18 protein-coding genes are annotated in these 18,539 nt (G+C 72.4%); 5 read left to right on the forward strand and 13 right to left on the reverse strand.

Annotated features, from left to right (window positions below; translation table 11 throughout):
• Positions 1-94: 94 nt before the first annotated feature.
• The 6 genes from ABTY62_RS27260 to ABTY62_RS27285 all read right to left on the reverse strand — a co-directional run bounded on the left by ABTY62_RS27260 (position 95) and on the right by ABTY62_RS27285 (position 6,718).
• Positions 95-778, reverse strand: coding sequence for a response regulator (locus ABTY62_RS27260; protein WP_311723745.1), 684 nt, complete (start codon positions 776-778; stop codon positions 95-97).
• Between the two features lie 43 nt (positions 779-821).
• Positions 822-3,392: a DUF4118 domain-containing protein gene (locus ABTY62_RS27265; protein WP_352132044.1), complete on the reverse strand. Its 2,571-nt coding sequence runs from the start codon at positions 3,390-3,392 to the stop codon at positions 822-824.
• Positions 3,393-3,644: 252 nt separating this feature from the next.
• Positions 3,645-4,526: a hypothetical protein gene (locus tag ABTY62_RS27270; RefSeq protein ID WP_352132045.1), complete on the reverse strand. Its 882-nt coding sequence runs from the start codon at positions 4,524-4,526 to the stop codon at positions 3,645-3,647.
• A 249-nt stretch (positions 4,527-4,775) separates the two neighbouring features.
• Positions 4,776-5,555, reverse strand: a complete 780-nt coding sequence (locus ABTY62_RS27275; protein WP_352132046.1) for a DUF3710 domain-containing protein — start codon at positions 5,553-5,555, stop codon at positions 4,776-4,778.
• Position 5,556: 1 nt separating this feature from the next.
• Complete coding sequence (dut, locus tag ABTY62_RS27280) at positions 5,557-6,084, reverse strand: dUTP diphosphatase (RefSeq protein WP_311723749.1); 528 nt, start codon at positions 6,082-6,084, stop codon at positions 5,557-5,559.
• Between the two features lie 55 nt (positions 6,085-6,139).
• Positions 6,140-6,718, reverse strand: a complete 579-nt coding sequence (locus ABTY62_RS27285; RefSeq protein WP_352132047.1) for a PaaI family thioesterase — start codon at positions 6,716-6,718, stop codon at positions 6,140-6,142.
• Positions 6,719-6,777: 59 nt separating this feature from the next.
• Between ABTY62_RS27285 and ABTY62_RS27290 the strand changes: the two genes are divergently transcribed.
• A complete protein-coding gene (locus ABTY62_RS27290) occupies positions 6,778-7,224 on the forward strand; it encodes a DUF3093 domain-containing protein (protein ID WP_352132048.1) in 447 nt (148 codons plus the stop codon).
• A 9-nt stretch (positions 7,225-7,233) separates the two neighbouring features.
• On the opposite strand, the gene ABTY62_RS27295 is transcribed toward ABTY62_RS27290, so the two are convergent.
• The 4 genes from ABTY62_RS27295 to ABTY62_RS27310 all read right to left on the reverse strand — a co-directional run bounded on the left by ABTY62_RS27295 (position 7,234) and on the right by ABTY62_RS27310 (position 10,600).
• Entirely contained in the window at positions 7,234-7,941 is a 708-nt protein-coding gene (locus ABTY62_RS27295) for a hypothetical protein (RefSeq protein ID WP_502997527.1), read from the reverse strand.
• Between the two features lie 13 nt (positions 7,942-7,954).
• Positions 7,955-8,257, reverse strand: a complete 303-nt coding sequence (locus ABTY62_RS27300; RefSeq protein ID WP_009714537.1) for a DUF4193 domain-containing protein — start codon at positions 8,255-8,257, stop codon at positions 7,955-7,957.
• 441 nt (positions 8,258-8,698) lie between these two features.
• Positions 8,699-9,940, reverse strand: coding sequence for a sensor histidine kinase (locus tag ABTY62_RS27305; protein WP_311723753.1), 1,242 nt, complete (start codon positions 9,938-9,940; stop codon positions 8,699-8,701).
• Between the two features lie 6 nt (positions 9,941-9,946).
• Positions 9,947-10,600 (reverse strand): response regulator transcription factor, encoded by a 654-nt coding sequence (locus ABTY62_RS27310; RefSeq protein WP_311723754.1) that lies wholly within the window; start codon positions 10,598-10,600, stop codon positions 9,947-9,949.
• 305 nt (positions 10,601-10,905) lie between these two features.
• Between ABTY62_RS27310 and ABTY62_RS27315 the strand changes: the two genes are divergently transcribed.
• Positions 10,906-11,076 (forward strand): hypothetical protein, encoded by a 171-nt coding sequence (locus ABTY62_RS27315; protein ID WP_170066589.1) that lies wholly within the window; start codon positions 10,906-10,908, stop codon positions 11,074-11,076.
• A 122-nt stretch (positions 11,077-11,198) separates the two neighbouring features.
• Here ABTY62_RS27315 and ABTY62_RS27320 read toward each other — a convergent pair whose 3' ends face one another.
• Together ABTY62_RS27320 and ABTY62_RS27325 are read right to left on the reverse strand one after the other, a co-directional pair.
• On the reverse strand, positions 11,199-12,020 hold the full coding sequence (locus ABTY62_RS27320; protein WP_352132050.1) for an inositol monophosphatase family protein: 822 nt from the start codon (positions 12,018-12,020) through the stop codon (positions 11,199-11,201).
• 88 nt (positions 12,021-12,108) lie between these two features.
• Entirely contained in the window at positions 12,109-13,263 is a 1,155-nt protein-coding gene (locus ABTY62_RS27325; RefSeq protein WP_352132051.1) for a ferrochelatase, read from the reverse strand.
• Between the two features lie 157 nt (positions 13,264-13,420).
• Between ABTY62_RS27325 and ABTY62_RS27330 the strand changes: the two genes are divergently transcribed.
• The 3 genes from ABTY62_RS27330 to sepH all read left to right on the forward strand — a co-directional run bounded on the left by ABTY62_RS27330 (position 13,421) and on the right by sepH (position 17,501).
• Complete coding sequence (locus ABTY62_RS27330; protein WP_352132052.1) at positions 13,421-14,686, forward strand: MFS transporter; 1,266 nt, start codon at positions 13,421-13,423, stop codon at positions 14,684-14,686.
• Positions 14,655-15,965: a D-arabinono-1,4-lactone oxidase gene (locus tag ABTY62_RS27335; RefSeq protein ID WP_352132053.1), complete on the forward strand. Its 1,311-nt coding sequence runs from the start codon at positions 14,655-14,657 to the stop codon at positions 15,963-15,965. The genes ABTY62_RS27330 and ABTY62_RS27335 overlap by 32 nt, the downstream gene beginning before the upstream one ends.
• Positions 15,966-16,424: 459 nt before the next feature.
• Positions 16,425-17,501 carry a septation protein SepH gene (gene sepH, locus ABTY62_RS27340; RefSeq protein WP_502997528.1) on the forward strand — a complete coding sequence of 359 codons (1,077 nt, stop codon included), beginning with the start codon at positions 16,425-16,427 and terminating at the stop codon, positions 17,499-17,501.
• Positions 17,502-17,577: 76 nt separating this feature from the next.
• Here sepH and ABTY62_RS27345 read toward each other — a convergent pair whose 3' ends face one another.
• Positions 17,578-18,414: a sulfurtransferase gene (locus tag ABTY62_RS27345; protein WP_352132055.1), complete on the reverse strand. Its 837-nt coding sequence runs from the start codon at positions 18,412-18,414 to the stop codon at positions 17,578-17,580.
• Between the last annotated feature and the right edge of the window lie 125 nt (positions 18,415-18,539).

Raw genomic sequence — 18,539 nt, forward strand, 5'->3', positions numbered from 1 at the left:
CGGGGCGCTCTCACGGGGTCGCCGCCCAACCGGCGCGCACGGCCCGAACCGGCGCTCACGGCGCGGACGGGCGCTCACGGCGCGGGACGGGCGCTCATGGCTCGAAGCGGTAGCCCATGCCCGGCTCGGTGACGAAGTGGCGCGGGTGCGAGGGGTCGGCCTCCAGCTTGCGGCGCAGCTGGGCCATATAGACCCGCAGATAGTTGGTCTCGGTGCCGTACGAGGGGCCCCAGACCTCCTGAAGCAGCTGCTTCTGGCTGACCAGCCGGCCCGTGTTGCGGATCAGGACCTCCAGCAGATGCCATTCGGTGGGCGTCAGCCGGACGTCCGCGCCGCCGCGGTTGACCTTCTTGGCGGCCAGGTCGACCGTGAACCCCTCGGTCGCCACCACCGCGGCGTCCCCGCCCGCACCGGCGGGCTCGGCGCGGCGCACGGCGGCGCGCAGCCGGGCCAGGAGCTCGTCCATGCCGAAGGGCTTGGTGACATAGTCGTCGGCCCCGGCGTCGAGCGCCTCGACCTTCTCGTCCGAGGTCTGGCGGGCCGAGAGGACGAGGATCGGCACCCGGGTCCAGCCGCGCAGCCCCTTGATCACCTCGACGCCGTCCATGTCGGGCAGGCCCAGGTCGAGCACGATCACATCGGGGTGGCGGGTGGCGGCGAGCCGGAGGGCGGTGGCGCCGTCCGAGGCGGAGTCGACCTCGTACTTGCGCGCCTTCAAGTTGATCACGAGGGCGCGCACGATCTGCGGCTCGTCGTCCACCACGAGCACCCGGTTCATCTGACGGCCTGCCTTTCGCTCCGCTGTGGTCGATTGTGGCTGATCACGAGATGACCTGGGCGGGCAGCCCGGAGCCGACCGGCGCCCGGCCGGCGGCGGCCAGGGTGAGCACCATCGTCATCCCGCCGCCCGGGGTGTCCTCGGCGGCCAGCCGGCCGCCCATCGCCTCCACGAAGCCGCGGGCGACCGCGAGCCCGAGGCCGACCCCCGCGCCGCGCGGGGCGTCGCCGTACCGCTGGAAGGGCTCGAAGATGCGGTCCTTGGCGCTGTCGGGGACGCCGGGGCCGCGGTCGGCGACGCGCAGCTCGACGCGGTCGCCGAGGGCGCTCGCGGACACCAGGACGGGCCGGCCGGCCGGGCTGTACTTCACGGCGTTCTCCACGATGTTGGCGACGCTGCGCTCCAGCAGGCCGGGGTCGACCGCGACCATCGGCAGCTCCTCGGGGATGTCGAGGCTGACGCCGCTCTCCGGGACCCCGACCAGGGCCATCGGCACCACCTCGTCGAGGTCGATCTCGCGGATCAGCGGGGTGACGGTGCCGGTCTGGAGCCGGGACATGTCGAGGAGGTTCCCGACCAGGTGGTCGAGGCGGTCGGAGCCCTCCTCGATGCCCTCCAGCAGCTCGGCCTCGTCCTCGGGCGACCAGGCGACGTCGTCGGAGCGCAGCGAGGACACGGCCGCCTTGATGGCCGCCAGGGGGGTGCGCAGATCGTGGCTGACGGCGGCCAGCAGCGCGGTGCGTATGCGGTTGCCCTCGGCGAGCTCCCGGGCCCGCTCGGCCTCGAGGGCCAGCCGCTGCCGGTCCAGGACCACGGCGGCCTGGGCGGCGAAGGCGGCGAGCACCCGGCGGTCGGCGGCGGGCAGCACCCGGCCGGAGAGCGCGAGCGCCATGTGGTCGCCGACCGGCATGTCGACGTCCGCGTCCTCGGGCCGCTCGGGCGCCGGCGTTCCCCCGCCGCCGCCGACGCTGCCCGCGCAGGTCCAGGGGTCGACGTCGCTCTCCCGCTCCAGCAGCGCCACGGAGTCCATGGAGAAGGTCTCACGGACCCGCTCCAGCAGCGCCGTAAGGCTCGTCTCGCCGCGCAGCACGCTGCCGGCGAGGAAGGACAGCACCTCGGATTCGGCGCGCAGCCGGGCGGCCTGGTGGGTGCGGCGCGCGGCGAGGTCGACGACGGAGGCCACACAGACGGCCACGGCGACGAAGACCGCGATGGCGAAGATGTTCTGGGGGTCGGCGATGGTCAGGGTGTGGGCGGGCGGGGTGAAGTAGTAGTTGAGCAGCAGCGAGCCGACGGCCGCCGAGCCGAGGGCGGGCAGCAGCCCGCCGAGCAGCGCCGCCACCACGGTGAGGAACAGGAACAGCAGCACCTCGTTGGCGAAGCCCGGTCCGCTGTCGGAGGCGAGCGCGCCGCCGACGTGGGTGAGCAGCACGGTGAGCAGGACCGGCCCGGCCACCGCCACCAGCCAGCCCGCGATCAGCCGGGTGCGGCCGAGCCGGGCGCCGCGCGCGACCGGCAGGCCGCGGCCCTTGGCGACCTCCTCGTGGGTGACGATGTGCACGTCGAGGTCGGGCCCGGAGTCACGGGCGACGGTGGCGCCCACGCCCGGCCCGAAGATGTACTGCCAGGTCTTGCGGCGGCTGGAGCCGAGGACTATCTGGGTGGCGTTGACCCCGCGCGCGAAGTCCAGCAGCGCGCTGGGGATGTCCTCCCCGATGACATGGTGGAAGGTGCCGCCCAGGTCCTCCACGAGGGTGCGCTGGATCGCGAGTTCCTTGGGCGAGGCCGAAGTCAGGCCGTCGCTGCGGGCGACGTAGACGGCGAGCACCTCGCTGCCCGAGCCCTTGGCCGCCATCCGGGCGGCGCGGCGGATGAGGGTGCGCCCCTCGGGGCCGCCGGTGAGGCCGACGACGATGCGCTCGCGGGCCTGCCAGGTGGAGCGGATGCTGTGCTCGGAGCGGTACTGCTGGAGGTACTCGTCGACCCGGTCCGCCGTCCACAGCAGGGCCAGCTCGCGCAGCGCGGTGAGGTTGCCGGGCCGGAAGTAGTTGGACAGCGCGGCGTCGACCTTGTCGGGCTGGTAGATGTTGCCGTGCGCCATCCGGCGGCGCAGCGCCTGGGGCGACATGTCGACCAGCTCGATCTGGTCGGCGCGGCGGACGACCTCGTCGGGCACGGTCTCCCGCTGCCGCACGCCCGTGATCGACTCCACCACGTCGCCCAGCGACTCCAGGTGCTGGATGTTGAGGTTGGAAACAACATCAATACCCGCTCGCAGCAGCTCCTCGACGTCCTGCCAGCGCTTGGCGTTCCGGGAGCCGGGGACGTTGGTGTGGGCGAGTTCGTCGACGAGGGCGACGGCGGGCCGGCGGGCCAGGACCGCGTCCACGTCCATCTCGGTGAACAGGGCCTCGCGGTACTCCATCTTCCGGCGGGGCACTTCTTCGAGGCCGCGCAGCATCACCTGGGTGCGGGGGCGGCCGTGGTGCTCGACGAAGCCGACCACGAGGTCGGTGCCGCGCTCGGCCCGCCGGTGCCCCTCGGACAGCATGGCGTACGTCTTGCCGACGCCCGGCGCCGCGCCGAGATAGATCCGAAGCTTGCCGCGTCTCATGACCCCATTTTCCCCGTCGTACGAGCGTCAGCTCTCGACGATTCTCGACGATGAGGAACCCCCCTTCCGACCACTTTTGATCGCTATTGATGCCCCCCTGACGACCATGACCGCACTATTGACGCTTTCTTTACGCACGTTCCTTACGCACGTTCCTTACGCACGCATGAAAAGGCCGGTGGGCCGCACTCCGAGGGAGGGAGTGCGGCCCACCGGCGCCCGCTGGCGTCAGGCTCTGCCGACGACCTGGAATCAGCCGGAGGCCAGCGAGCAGCCCGCCAGGGCGTCAAGACCAGAGGGGGCGGTCGCGCCCTGGCGGGAGATCGAGATGCGGATACGGTCGATGGTCGAGGCTCGCTTGTCCTTCAGCGGACCGAGGATCGCGTTCTGGACGAAGTTCGGGCCGCCCTGCCCCACCGTCGAGGCCAGCCGCTTGTTGGCCTCGTCGATCTGCGTCTGGAGCAGCGTCAGGTTGCGGTCCACCTCCGCCTGCGAGGCCGCGGGCACCGCGCCGACCTTCGACGCGACGTCCGGGCAGCTGATCGCCTGCCCGGTCCCCGAGCCGGCCCCGGCGTCCGAGCCCGCGCCGTCCTCCGCCCCGGAGCCCGGATCCGTGGGCTCGGCCGTGGCCGGGGCGGACGCGGGCGGCTCCGCCGCGCCGGAGCCCGCGTCGCCGCCGGCCCCCGCGTCGCCGCCCGCGCCCAGGGCGCACTCCGAGAGCGCGTCCAGCCCCTGGGGCTTCTCGGCATGGCGGCCGATGGAGATCGCGATGCGGTCCAGGGTGGACTTCCGCTTGTCCGCCAGCGGGCCGAGGATCGCGTTCTGGACGAAGTTCGGGCCGCCCTGCCCCACCGTCGAGGCCAGCCGCTTGTTGGCCTCGTCGATCTGCGTCTGCAACAGCGCCAGGTTGCGGTCCACCTCCGCCTGGGCCTGGGCGGGAATCTCGGGAAGGGAGCCCGTCACGTCGGGGCAGCTGATGGAGGACGCCGCTTTGGTGCTCGCGTTGTTGCTCGCTCCCGAGCCGTCCTGCCCGGCCATGGCGGCTCCCACCGCGACAGCCGCGCAGGTAACACCGCCGATGGCACCGACAACTATGACGCGCCGACGGTGCAGTAACGGAAGGCCACGGGACATCTGATCACCTCGTGAGGTCACAAACAGCAACGGTCTACTGGTCGCGCCCCGTCCTGCCCCTGCTCCGGGTCGCGCAAGGTCTCGCGCCCATCAGTACGGGCGGGGTGACGGCTGTGTTCAACGTGCCCCGAGAAAAAAACTGCTGCGAGGAAAAGCGCAGGTCACCCGGGCAAGCCGAGGGGCCCGGGAGCCTGGCTCCCGGGCCCCTCGGGCTCGGACTGACTGGTGACGGCCGCGCGCGGCGGGCGCTCAGCGCACCTCGCTGATCTCCGGTCCGCGCTGGAGCCGGTCGGCGCCGCCCGCGAACCGCGAGCCCTGCGCCTCCTCCTGCTGCACCCCGTCCGGCACCATCTGCGCGTCGTCCGGCAGCTTGAGGACGATCGGGTCGCGCGGGGCCATCGGGCCCTCGCCGCGCACCACGACCGTGTCCCGGAAGACCGCCTCCAGCAGGCTGCCGGTCTCGGGCTGCACCGCGCCCTGCCCGGAGATCACCCCGCGCAGGAACCAGCGCGGCCCGTCCACCCCGACGAAGCGGACCACCTGCACACCGTTCTTGCCGTCGGGCAGCTGCACCGGCACCTGGGCGCGCAGCTCCCAGCCCAGCGGGCCCTCGACCTCGTCGACGACCCCGCCCTGCTGGGTGATGCCGGTGGCGATCTCGTCGCGCACCTCGCCCCAGATGCCTTCCTTCTTGGGCGCTGCGAACCCCTGGAGCTGGACGGCGCTGTCCCGCAGCACCACCGTCGCGGCGACGATCGCGTCGCCCGCGACCTCCACCCGCAGCTCCATGCCCTCGACCCCGGGCACGAACAGGCCGCCCAGATCCACCCGGCCCTCACCGGGCTCACGCACCTCGGATACGTCCCACGGCCCTTCGGGGCGCGGCGCCGGGGGCAGGCTCACCCTCTCGGCGACGGCGTCCTCTCCGGGATCCGCGGCGTCCTCCGCATCCTCGGCCAACTCCTCGGAGGCCACGTCGAGCGACTCGACGTCCTCGTCCTTGCTGCGCTTGCGGCGACGTCCGAACACGTCATCGTCCTTCCCGGTCGGAACCGACCGAAGCGTACCTATTCCCACCCGATGCCCTACCCGTTGAACCGTCCACGGCGGCATGACCGCCGGTGGACCCGAAGCCCCCGTCGGCCCGCGCCGAACCGGGAAGCTCCGCCACCTCGTGGAAGCGCACCTTCTCGACCTGCTGGACGATCAGTTGGGCGACCCGGTCGAGGCGCTCGAACCGCACGCTCTCGCGCGGGTCCAGGTTGACCACGATCACCTTGATTTCTCCACGGTACCCGGCATCGATGGTCCCGGGCGCATTCACCATGGCGACCCCACAGCGGGCGGCGAGTCCGGACCTCGGATGCACGAAGGCGGCATACCCGTCCGGGAGCGCGATAGACACTCCGGTCGGCAGTACGGCGCGCTCACCGGGGGCGAGCTCGACCGCCTCCGTGGTGACGAGGTCGGCACCGGCATCGCCGGGGTGGGCATACGCGGGGATCGGCACCTCGGGGTCCACCCTGCGGATCAACACGTCTACGGGCGTCACACTCATGCCTTCACCTTCGCCTTTGTTCCCTTCACCGGCAGCTTCTCCGACCACGGCGCGCTCATGGATTCACCTCGAACGCGCGCGCGAGCTTCACCTGGTCCGGATCGGCGAGCGCCGCGTCGATCTCCGCCGGCCGGCCGTTCTTGAGGAAGTGGTCGACCTTGACCTCTATGAAGACCGCGGCGGCGCGCACCGCGACCGGGCCGTCCGGGCCGCCGATCCGGCCCGTGGCCTCGGAGTAGATCTTGCGTCCGTGCACCGCGGTCACCCGCGCTTCCAGATGCAGCACGGTGCCCACGGGCACCGGCCGGAGGAAGTCCGTCTCCAGCCGCCCGGTCACCGCGATCACCCGCTGGAGCCAGCTGAGCGAGCCGAGCGTCTCGTCCAGCGCCGAGGTCAGCACCCCGCCATGGGCGAGGCCCGGCGCTCCCTGGTGGATGGGGTCCACGGTGAACTCGGCCGTGACGCTCACGCCGGCCCCCGCCCGGATCTCAAGGCGCAGACCGTGCTCCTGGCCGCAGCCGAAACACCCCTCGTAGTGCCCGCCGAGCACGTCTCCGGGCGCCGGGGCGTCGGGGTGCCTGACGGGTGCCCTGGAGCCGTCAGGCGGGTTCAGCGCGGTCCTTGTTCCACTCACAACGGCTGACCTTACCCGCGCGGGAAGCGCCGGTCGGCGGCCATGCCAAGCTTGAGCCCATGCAGCCTTACGAAGAACGCCTGACCGCACCCCGTTCATGGTGGTTCATCGCATTTCTGATCGGGGTGGCGACGGCGCTGATCATGCTCCCCTTCGGGACGCTGCCCATGCTCGGCGGACTGATCGGCGGGGCGGCGGCCTCCGCCGTCGTGGTGAGCTCGTACGGTTCCGTGCGGATCCGGGTGGTGGCGGGCTCGCTGGTCGCGGGCGACGCGAAGATCCCGGTGGCGGCGCTGGGCACGGCCGAGACACTGGACCGCGACGAGGCGGTCGCCTGGCGCACCTACAAGGCCGATCCGCGGGCGTTCATGCTGCTGCGCAGCTACATCCCGACCGCGCTGCGGGTGGAGGTCACCGACCCGCAGGACCCGACGCCGTATGTCTACGTCTCGACCCGCGACCCCGAGGGCCTGTCGGCCGCGCTCTCGGCCGTACGGGCCCAGTAGCCGCGCGGGCTATGCCTCCAGCGGCGGGAGCGCGATCCAGGGCACCTGCCGGGCGCGCAGATCCTTGCGGATCTTCCGCGCGAGCTTCTTGGTGTCGCGCCGGTTCATCGCGGCGCCCACGGTGGCGCCGATCATGAAGGGCGCGAGGTTCGGCAGATTGCGGAAGCTGCGCTTGAGGACCTGCTGGCGCAGCTCACGCTTCATCTGAACGCCGAGCGCGGCGTTCACGCTGGCCGGGACGGCGGCGTCGATGCCGCGCTCCTCGGCCCAGGACCCGAGGTACGCGATAGCGCGCTGCCGGACGGTGCCGGGCGCGCGCACCCCGTAGACCTCATGGAGCTCGGCGATGAGCTTGATCTCTATCGAGGCGACGCCGATGATCTCGGCGGCCAGCTCGGTGGGCATGGCGGGCGGGGCCGGCAGCATCGCCGCGGCGCCGACGCCCGCGCCCACGGTGGAGGTGCCATTGGCCGCACCGGCCACCAGTTTGTCCGCGATCTCCTCCGGGCCGAGCCCGGGGAACTGCTTGCGCAGCGCGGCCAGGTCGCGGACCGGGATGCGTGGAGCGTTCGCGACGATCCGGTCGGCGACCGCGTAGACCCCCGCTCTTGCGCGCTCGCCTCCCTTCCGGGCGCCTTGGCCGACGGCGGCCACGAGCGAGGCCAGCCGGCCTCGCTCGACGTGCGCTCCGGTCACGTCACCATGCTCCGCGTCCACGCCTGACCCGCGGCTACGCCGCGCAGTCGCGGCAGATCGGCTGGCCGTTCTTGGTCTCGGCGGCCAGCTGGCTGCGGTGGTGCACAAGGAAGCAGCTCATGCAGGTGAACTCGTCGGCCTGGCGGGGCAGCACCCGCACGGACAGCTCCTCATTGGAGAGGTCCGCGCCGGGCAGCTCCAAGCCCTCGGCCTGCTCGAACTCATCCACGTCGACAGTCGACGCGGACTTGTCGTTACGCCGGGCCTTCAGCTCCTCAATGCTGTCCTCGTTGACGTCGTCGTCGGTCTTGCGTGGGGTGTCGTAATCCGTTGCCATGTCGCTCTCCCCCTCTGGGTGTCTGCGGTGTCTCCAGCGCACGTAACGCGTGAGAGGCCGGACTTGTGCCCGACCCGAGGCGGAGATTTTGCCTCACATCAAGGTCTGTTACTCAATCGACACCCAACCGCACCCCTGAAGAGGTGATCGGCTTGGATGGCGATCGGGACCGTACACGGTCCGAAAGTCGCATCCACATGCGCCCTCACGTGTACTTCCCGTGATCACGACCTCGGGAAACCCGGACTTTCCCGGCTTTCCACCGGTCGTGACGATCACACAGAGTATATGGCTTGAAATTCGCCCATGTGATCGATCACACAGGATACAGGCGGGGGTCGGATCGCCAAAATTCCTCCCAAAGCGAACGCGCTCACGGCGATGTCCAGGACCTTCTCCGGCGCGCGCTCCGCCCCAGGCTCCGGCGCGGGATCCGCCGCCTCAGAGCGGGAGCACCACGCGCATGACCAGGCCTCCGCCGTCCCGCGGCTCGGCGGTGATCCGCCCGCCATGGGCCCGGGCCACCGAGCGGGCGATCGACAGACCGAGCCCGACGCCCTTGTCGCTGCCCGTGCGCTCGGTGCGCAGCCTGCGGAACGGCTCGAAGATGTTGTCCAGCTCGTAGGCCGGGACCACCGGCCCGGTGTTCGCCACCACCAGCACCGCCTGCCCCGTCCCCTCCTGGACCTCGGTGGTCACCTCCACCCAGCCGTCCTCGGGGACGTTGTACCGCACCGCGTTCTGGATGAGGTTCAGCGCGATCCGCTCCAGCAGCACACCGTTGCCCTGGACGACGGCGGGGTCGCGCACCCCCCGTACCTCCACGCCCTTGTCCTGCGCCTCCGTACGGACCTGTTCCAGCGCCTGGGAGGCGACCTCGGCGAGGTCCACGCGCTTGCGGTCGACGATCTCGTTGTCGCTGCGGGCGAGCAGCAGCAACCCCTCCACCAGCTGCTCGCTGCGCTCGTTGGTGGCCAGCAGCGTCTTGCCGAGCTGGGACAGATCGGGGGACGCCTGCGGGTCGGAGAGCTGCACCTCCAGCAGGGTGCGGTTGATCGCCAGCGGGGTGCGCAGCTCATGCGAGGCGTTGGCGACGAACCGCTGCTGGGCGGTGAACGCGCGGTCCAGGCGCTCCAGCATCTCGTCGAAGGTGTCGGCCAGCTCCTTCAGCTCGTCGTCCGGGCCGTCCAGCTTGATCCGCCGGGACAGGTCCGAGCCCGCGACCTGGCGCGCGGTGCGGGTGATCCGGCCCAGCGGCGAGAGCACCCGGCCGGCCATGGCGTAGCCGAAGGCGAAGGCCAGCACGGCCAGGCCGAGCAGCACCAGCAGCGACCGGCGCAGCAGGGCGTCGAGGGCGAGGGCGCGCTGGTGGTTCATGCACTGGGCCACCGCCTGGTTGAACAGCGTGGTGCTGCTGTTGCTCGGCAGCTCACAGCTGGGGTCGGTGAGGCTGTAGTCCATCTTGACGATCTGGAAGGGAAGCTTGCTGCTCCCCTGGAGAACGTCCGCCGCGAGCAGATAGATGATCGTCAGCAGCACCACGCCGGCGATCAGGAACATCCCGCCGTACAGCAGGGTGAGACGTATCCGGATCGTGGGGCGCAGCCAGGGCCGCGGGCTCGACGGCCGCGGGTCCCAGCTGGGCTTGGGTGGTGCGGTGGGCGGAAGCGGGGTCGTGGCCATGCCCGGTCAGATCCGGTAGCCGGAGCCGGGCACGGTGACGATCACCGCGGGCTCGCCGAGCTTGCGGCGCAGCGTCATGACGGTGACCCGGACCACGTTGGTGAACGGGTCGGTGTTCTCGTCCCACGCCTTCTCCAGCAGCTGCTCGGCGGAGACGACGGCGCCCTCGCTGCGCATCAGCACCTCGAGCACCGCGAACTCCTTGGGGGCCAGCTGGACCTCCCGGCCGTCCCGGAAGACCTCGCGGCGGTTGGGGTCCAGCTTGATCCCGGCGCGCTCCAGGACGGGCGGCAGCGCGACGGTGGTGCGGCGGCCGAGCGCCCGCACCCGGGCGATCAGCTCGCTGAAGGCGAACGGCTTGGGCAGATAGTCGTCGGCGCCGATCTCCAGGCCCTCGACGCGGTCGCTGACATCGCCGGAGGCGGTGAGCATCAGCACGCGGGTGGGCATGCCGAGTTCGACGAGCTTGCGGCACACGTCGTCGCCGTGGACCAGCGGCAGGTCCCGGTCGAGGACGACCACGTCGTAGTCGTTGACCGAGATCCGCTCCAGGGCGGCGGCCCCGTCGTACACGACGTCGACGGCCATGGCCTCCCGGCGCAGTCCGGTGGCCACCGCATCGGCGAGCAGCTGCTCGTCCTCGACGACGAGTACACGCACGGTGGTCAGTCCTTCCCTTGGGCCCTATGGGCTCGATCCGGCCGGACTCGGTCGGCGCCCGGCGCCTCCATCCTGCCTCGAAGGCTCATAAACCGGCGGTAAGGGGGATCCGGAAGGGACTGCTCAAGATTCTTTTTCGGCAGAGGTTTCCGCTCGCGGAGCGATGGGGAGGACGACTGCACACCCGCGATCACGCCCTGTATGTGGCATCCCACAAGCATCTGTGCCATCAGCAGGGACCACGCACGTGATCGTCCCGCCGTCGGCACACCCCCGTGCCACCGACCCACGACGAGGGGGCGCACATGGACGCGTTCACCGCAGGGATTCTGCAGCGTATAGAGACCACCAAGTCCGACCTCACCCGCGCCCGTGAGACGGGCGACGACTTCCTTGCCGACGTCGAGCTGTCGGAGCTTGAAGACCTCCGCCGACTCGCCGCCGAACATGGCGTGGAGGTCGGTGCGATCGCCTGACGGCGGTCCTCCGGCACCCACGTCACCGACTCCGCGGCGCCCCGGCTGCCCTTGTGGCACCGGGGCGCCGTGCTGTCCCTCGACGGGGCCCTCAGGCGGTCGGCACCCGGTCGGGGCGCTCGTCAGTCGTGCCAGGCGCCCAGGTCCTCCAGGAGCCGCTGGAGCGGCTCGAAGAGGCCGGGGGGCGCGGCGATGGTGAGCTCGCCGGACGCCAGGACGCCCGGGCGGCCTCCGGTCAGCGCGCCCGCCTCGCGGGCTATCAGCTCGCCGGCCCCGTAGTCCCAGGGGTTCAGGCCGCGCTCGTAGTACGCGTCGAGCCGGCCGCAGGCCACGTCGCACAGGTCGATCGAGGCCGATCCGCCGCGCCGGATGTCGCGCACCTTGGGCACCAGCACGCGGACGACCTCGGCCTGGCCGACGCGCCGCTCGGTGAGGTAGCCGAAGCCGGTGCCCACGAGCGCCTGGTCGAGCCCGGGCGCGGGGCGGCAGTGGATCCGCTCCCGGCTCCCCGGTCCCTCGTGCGCCACGACGTACGCGCCGCCGCCGAGGACCGCCTGGTACGTCTCGCGGCGCATCGGCGCCGTCACCACGCCCACGACCGTCTCGCCGTCCCGCTCGGCGGCGATGCTCACCGCCCAGGCCGGCAGGCCGTAGAGGTAGTTGACCGTGCCGTCGAGCGGGTCGATCACCCAGCGCACCCCGCTGCTGCCCTCGGTGCTCGCGCCCTCCTCCCCCAGCAGGCCGTCGTCGGGGCGGCGCTCGGCGAGGAAGTCCGTGATCAGCTTCTCGGCGGCCAGGTCCATCTCGGTGACCACGTCGATGGGGCTGCTCTTCGTGGCGGCCACGCCGAGGTCGGCCGGGCGGCCGTCGCGCAGCAGCTCTCCCGCCCGGTGGGCGGCCTCCAGGGCGACGTCGAGCAGTTCGGTCGTGAGGGAGTCGGTCATCGTGCTCCTAGTGCTCCTTGAGGCGTGCAGGCAGGCGTGCGGGCGGGCGTGGTGGCCGGGCTTCCCGGGCCGGGGCGGTGGCGCGCGCTCAGTCCGTGCCCGCGGCGGCGGGCCGCGGCGCCCGGGCCGGGCAGCAGCCCGCCGGGCAGAGGTCGTGGCTCGGGCCGAGGGCGCCCAGCGCGCAGCGCTGCGGCGCGGCGGCCTCCCGGCCGGCGGCGAAGCGCTCGGTGGCCGCGCGCTCCAGCACCAGCTCGCGCACCGCGGCCGCGAAGCGCGGGTCCGCGCCCACGGTCGAGGCGCGCGCGACCGGCAGCCCCAGCTCCTTGGCCTTGGCCGCCGCCTCCGTGTCGAGGTCGTACTTGACCTCCATGTGGTCCGAGACGAAGCCGATCGGGACCATCACGGCGGCGGGGGCGCCCACGCCGTGCACCTCCTCCAGGTGGTCGCAGATGTCCGGCTCCAGCCAGGGGATGTGCGGGGCGCCGCTGCGCGACTGGTAGACCAGGCGCCAGGGGTGCTCCACGCCGGTCTCCTCGCGCACCGCGTCCGCGATCAGCCGGGCCACGTCGAGGTGCTGGGCGACATACGCGCCGCCGTCCCCGTGGTCCCGCGGCGGGCCGGAGGTGTCGGCGGCGGCGGTCGGGATGGAGTGTGTGGTGAAGGCGAGGTGGGCTCCGGCGCGCACCGCCTCGGGCAGCTCGGCGAGCGCGGCGAGCGTCGCGTCGATCATGGGACGGACGAAGCCGGGGTGGTTGAAGTAGTGCCGCAGTTTGTCGACGCGCGGCGGCTCGAGGCCCTCCGCCTCCAGCGCGGCGAGCGCGTCGGCGAGGTTCTCGCGGTACTGGCGACAGCCGGAGTACGAGGCGTACGCGCTGGTGGCCAGCACGAGGACGCGGCGGTGGCCGTCGGCGACCACCTCGCGCAGGGTGTCGGTCAGATAGGGCGCCCAGTTGCGGTTGCCCCAGTAGACGGGCAGCTCGAGGCCGTGCTCCGCGAAGTCCTTGCGCAGCGCCTGGAGCAGCTCGCGATTCTGCGCGTTGATCGGGCTGACGCCGCCGAAGAGGAAGTAGTGCCGGCCCACTTCCTTCAGCCGCTCGCGGGGGATGCCGCGCCCGCGCGTCACGTTCTCCAGGAACGGCACCACGTCTTCCGGACCCTCGGGACCGCCGAAGGAGAGCAACAACAGGGCGTCGTACGGGGCGGAGGACCGAGCGTGGGATGGCTGGGCTGACTGATCCGGCATGTTCCCGATCCTGCCACCCGGCACTGACGGGCGGGAAATGCACCTGCGCCGCCCTGTGGATGCCCGTAACCTGTGTCGGCGTCTACGTTCCTTACCCGCTCGGCCGCTCACCTGCTCATCGCCCTGCCCACGACCTGCCCACCCGCGGAGCCACCCCTTGCCCAGTCCCGGCCCTTATCGCGCGATCTTCGCCGCCCCCGGCACCAAGGGGTTCGCCGCCGCGGGGTTCCCCGGCCGGCTGATGATCTCGATGGAATCCATCGGCGTGGTCACCATGATCTCCGAGCTCACCGGCCGGTACGGCCTGGCGGGCGCGGTGGCGGCAACACTCGCGATCTCCTCGGCGGTGCTGGGCCCCCAGGTCTCCCGGCTGGTGGACCGGCACGGCCAGAGCCGGGTGCTGCGGCCGGCCGCACTCGTCGCGCTCACCGCCCTCGCCGGGCTGCTGCTGAGCGCGCATCTGCGCTGGCCGGACTGGACGCTGTTCGCGTTCGCCGCGGCGGCCGGGTGCGTGCCGAGCCTCGGGGCGATGGTGCGGGCCCGCTGGGCGGCGCTCTACCGGGACGAGCCGCGGAAGCTGCACGCCGCGTACGCCTTCGAGTCCGTCGTCGACGAGGTCTGCTTCATCGTCGGCCCGATCCTGTCCGTCGGGCTGTCCACCGCCTGGTTCCCGGAGGCGGGCCCCCTGCTGGCCGGCTGCTTCCTGGCGATCGGGGTGGTGGCGCTGACCGCACAGCGCGCCACCGAGCCGGTGCCGCATCCCCGCGAGCACCACACCGGCGGCGCGACGCTGCGCTCGGCCGGGCTGCTCGTGCTGGTGACCACCTTCGCGGCCGTCGGCGCGCTCTTCGGGGCGATCGACGTGGTGACGGTGGCCTTCGCCGAGGAGCAGGGCCACAAGGCCGCGGCGAGCGTGGTGCTCGCCATCTATGCGGCGGGGTCCTGCCTGGCGGGCGCGGTCTTCGGGCTGCTGCGCCTCACCGGCTCGGCGCCCCGTAGGTGGCTGCTGGGTGTCTGTGCGATCGCCGTGAGTATGATCCCCCTCCAACTGGTCGGGAACCTTTCGTTTCTGGCCGTGGCGCTCTTCGTCGCGGGCCTGGCCGTCGCACCGACGATGGTCACCACCATGGCCCTGGTCGAACAGCACGTGCCACGCGCACGACTGACCGAGGGCATGACCTGGGTGAGCACCGGGCTCTCGGTCGGAGTGGCGCTCGGCTCGTCGACCGCCGGCTGGGTGGTCGACGCCTCCGGGGCGCGCGCGGGGTACGCGGTGCCGGCCGTGGCCGGGGCGTTCGCGGCGGCGGTGGCGTTCCTCGGGTACCGCCGGCTGCGGTCGGCGCCACAGCGGGAGGGGTCGGGTGCGGATGGCCGTAAGAACCGTAAGGACCATGAGGACCAGCCGGAGCGGCGTGTGGCGTAACTGGGCGGGGAATGTGATCGCCCGGCCCGCGCGCAGCATCGCCCCCTCGTCCACCGCGGAGCTGGCCGAGGTGGTGCGCCGCGCGGCCGAGGAGGGCCTGCGGGTGAAGGCGGTGGGCACCGGGCACTCCTTCACGGCCGTGGCCGCCACGGACGGGCTGCTGATACGTCCCGAGCGGCTGGCCGGGGTCCGGGAGATCGACCGGGAGGCGGGGACGGTGACCGTCGCGGCCGGCACCCCGCTGTGGCAGCTCAACCAGACCCTGTCGGCGCACGGCCTGTCGCTGACCAATATGGGCGACATCATGGAGCAGACGGTGTCGGGGGCCACCGCCACCGGCACGCATGGCACCGGCCGGTCAAGCGCGTCGATCGCCGCCCAGATCAGGGGCCTGGAGCTGGTGACGGCGGACGGCTCGGTGCTGCGTTGCTCGGACCGGGAGAACCCGGAGATCTTCTCCGCCGCCCGGATCGGGCTCGGGGCGCTGGGCGTGGTCAGCGCGATCACCTTCGCGGTGGAGCCGGAGTTCCTGCTCACCGCGCGCGAGGAACCCATGCCCTTCGACCAGGTCATGGCGGATTTCGACCAACTTGTCGCCGAGAACGAGCACTTCGAGTTCTACTGGTTTCCGCACACCGGAAACTGCAACACCAAGCGCAACAACCGCGCCGATGGGCCCGCCGCTCCGCTGGGCCGGGTGAGCGGCTGGGTCGACGACGAACTGCTCTCCAACGGCATCTTCCAGGTGGCCTGTTCGGTGGGGCGGGCGGTGCCCGCCACCATCCCCGGCATCGCCAAGATCTCCAGCCGGGCGCTGTCGGCCCGCACGTACACGGACATCCCTTACAAAGTCTTCACCAGTCCGCGCCGGGTCCGCTTCGTGGAGATGGAGTACGCGGTGCCGCGCGAGGCCGCGGTCACGGCGCTGCGCGAGCTCAAGGCGACCGTGGAGCGCTCGGGCCTGAGGGTCGGCTTCCCGGTGGAGGTGCGCACCGCACCGGCCGACGACATCCCGCTGTCCACCGCCTCCGGCCGGGAGACCGCCTACATCGCGGTGCATCTGTACCGGGGCACCCCGCACCGGGAGTACTTCACCGCCGCCGAGCAGATCATGACCGCCCACGGCGGGCGCCCGCACTGGGGCAAGCTGCACAGCCGCGACGCCGCGTATCTGGCCGAGGTCTACCCGCGCTTCGGGGAGTTCACCGCCGTCCGCGACCGGCTCGATCCGGAGCGGCGGTTCGGCAACGACTATCTGCGGCGGGTGCTGGGCGACTGACGCATCCGCACATTCGTTCCCGCACATGAAGGGAAGCGGGCAAAAACGAATTAGATCGTTCCGTTTCTGTCGATCATGTGAAACTTGCCACCCACTTCACGGGCGACACCGCCCGATTCCCGGTCCACGGGCCCCGCGCGGCGAGAACTCGGCTGGCGCGCCGCTCCACCTGAGCGGCCCGAATGGAGTACTGTGACGAACCTTGGCCCCGCTTTCCCGTCCGGCCGCCCGGACCCAACGGGAGGGGTCGGACGGCGGCAACTCAACCGGCGGCGCCGCGACATGACATGGGGATCGCTGCCCCGAGCGACGGCGCCGTCGCTTTGGGCTGCAAACAGGTCACCGTGCCATAACGGCGGATCGGGGTGCAGGCCCGACACGCCGGGCAACTCGGCAAAGTTGTGGCAGGCTGCACCCGGGCAGGCCACACTCGTCTAGCGGGAGAGCAGCGACGCAACCGTGACGTCGGCAGGCACCACCCGGGAGGTCCCCATGCCCGAACTGCGTGTCGTGGCCGTCAGCAACGACGGCACACGGCTGGTGCTCAAGGCTGCGGACAGCACGGAGTACACACTTCCCATCGACGAGCGACTGCGCGCTGCCGTGCGCAACGACCGCGCTCGGCTCGGCCAGATCGAGATCGAGGTCGAGAGCCATCTGCGGCCGCGTGACATCCAGGCCCGTATACGCGCCGGCGCCTCGGCCGAAGAGGTCGCGCAGATGGCGGGCATCCCCGTCGACCGCGTGCGCCGCTTCGAGGGACCGGTGCTCGCGGAGCGCGCCTTCATGGCCGAGCGCGCCCGCAAGACACCCGTGCGCCGCCCCGGCGAGAACGCCGGGCCCCAGCTCGGCGAGGCGGTCGCGGAGCGGCTGCTGCTGCGCGGCGCCGAGAAGGAGACCGCGCAGTGGGACTCCTGGCGGCGTGACGACGGCACCTGGGAGGTGCTGCTGGTCTACCGCGTGGCCGGGGAGCCGCACTCGGCCAGCTGGACCTACGACCCGCCCCGGCGGCTGGTGCAGGCCGTCGACGACGAGGCCCGGGCGCTGATCGGCGAGGCCGACGACACCCCGGAGCCGAGCTTCCCCTTCGTGCCGCGGATCGCCCGGCTGCCGCGTGACCGCGACCGGGACCGGCTGGGCGCGCCCGAGCGCGGTGACGGCGATTCCGAGTCCGCGTCGGCGTCCGCCTCGGTGGACGACGGGCTCGGCGGGGAGCGGGACTCGCTCACCAGCCTGCTGGAAGCCGTGCCCAACTTCCGCGGCGACATGATCGTGCCGGAGCCGCCGGGCATCTCCTCCCCGCCGGACGAGCCGGCCGAGGAGCCGGAGACCGTCGAGCCGCCGGCCCCGGCGGCGAGCGCCGGCTCGGCGTACGCGGACGTCCTGATGCCGCGTTCGGTCGCCGGGCACCGCGACCGGCTGACCGGCACCACGGACCGTCAGGCGGAGGCGGACGGCGTGCGTCCGGGCCGCCGGGCGGCGGTGCCGAGCTGGGACGAGATCGTCTTCGGCACCCGCCGCAAGAAGCAGGACTAGCGGCAGCAGCAGCCGTACCGGGCCCCGCCGTCGCTCCGACGGCGGGGCCCGGTCGCGTTGGCCCGGTGTGGGGACCTCAGCCGCGGTCGGGGCCGGTGGCCACCGGGCGGGCGGGGTCGGCGGACCATTCGCTCCAGGAGCCGACGTACAGGGCGGCCGGGACGCCCGCGACCGCCAGGGCCAGCACCTGGTGCGCGGCCGAGACGCCCGAGCCGCAGTAGACCCCCACCTCGGTGCCCTCGGCGGCGCCGAGTTCGCCGAAGCGCTCGGCCAGCCGCTCGGCGGGCAGGAACCGGCCCTCGGGGGTGACGTTCTCCATCGTCGGCGCCGAGACCGCCCCGGGGATGTGCCCGGCCACGGGGTCGATCGGCTCCACCTCGCCCCGGTACCGCTCGCCCGCCCGCGCGTCCAGCAGCACCCCGCGCCGGGCCAGCGCCGCCGCGCCGTCCGCGTCCAGCAGCGGCAGGCCGCCGGGGCGCGGCTCGAAGTCGCCCTCGGGCGGGGCGGTCGCCTCGGTGCTCAGCGGGCCGCCCTGCTCGGTCCAGGCGGCCAGGCCACCGTCGAGGACGCGTACGGACGGGTGGCCCGCCCAGCGCAGCAGCCACCAGGCGCGCGCCGCGGCCCACCCCTGTCCGCCGTCGTACGCCACCACGCGCCGGTCCGCGCGGACTCCGGCCCGGCGCATCGCGGCGGCGAAGACGGACAGATCGGGCAGCGGGTGGCGGCCGGCCGCGCCCGCGGGGCCCGCGAGTTCGGCCTCGAGGTCGACGTAGACCGCGCCGGGGAGGTGCCCGGCCTCGTACGCCGGGCGGCCGGGCGGGCCGCCCAGCTGGTAGCGGACGTCCAGGAGGAGCGGCGGCTGCTCCCCCGCCAACTCATCCATGAGATCGGATGCGGTGATGATGGCATTCATGGGAACCATCCTTGCGTAGATGTGACTGCGACTATTGGCCCACTCGATCACCCGCCGTACAGCTGACGGACCCCCCGCGACCATGGCTCGGAAACGGATGCCCGGCCCGAAAGCGGGCATTGTCC

This window comes from Streptomyces sp. NPDC097640 (genome assembly GCF_040302705.1).
Lineage (GTDB): Bacteria > Actinomycetota > Actinomycetes > Streptomycetales > Streptomycetaceae > Streptomyces.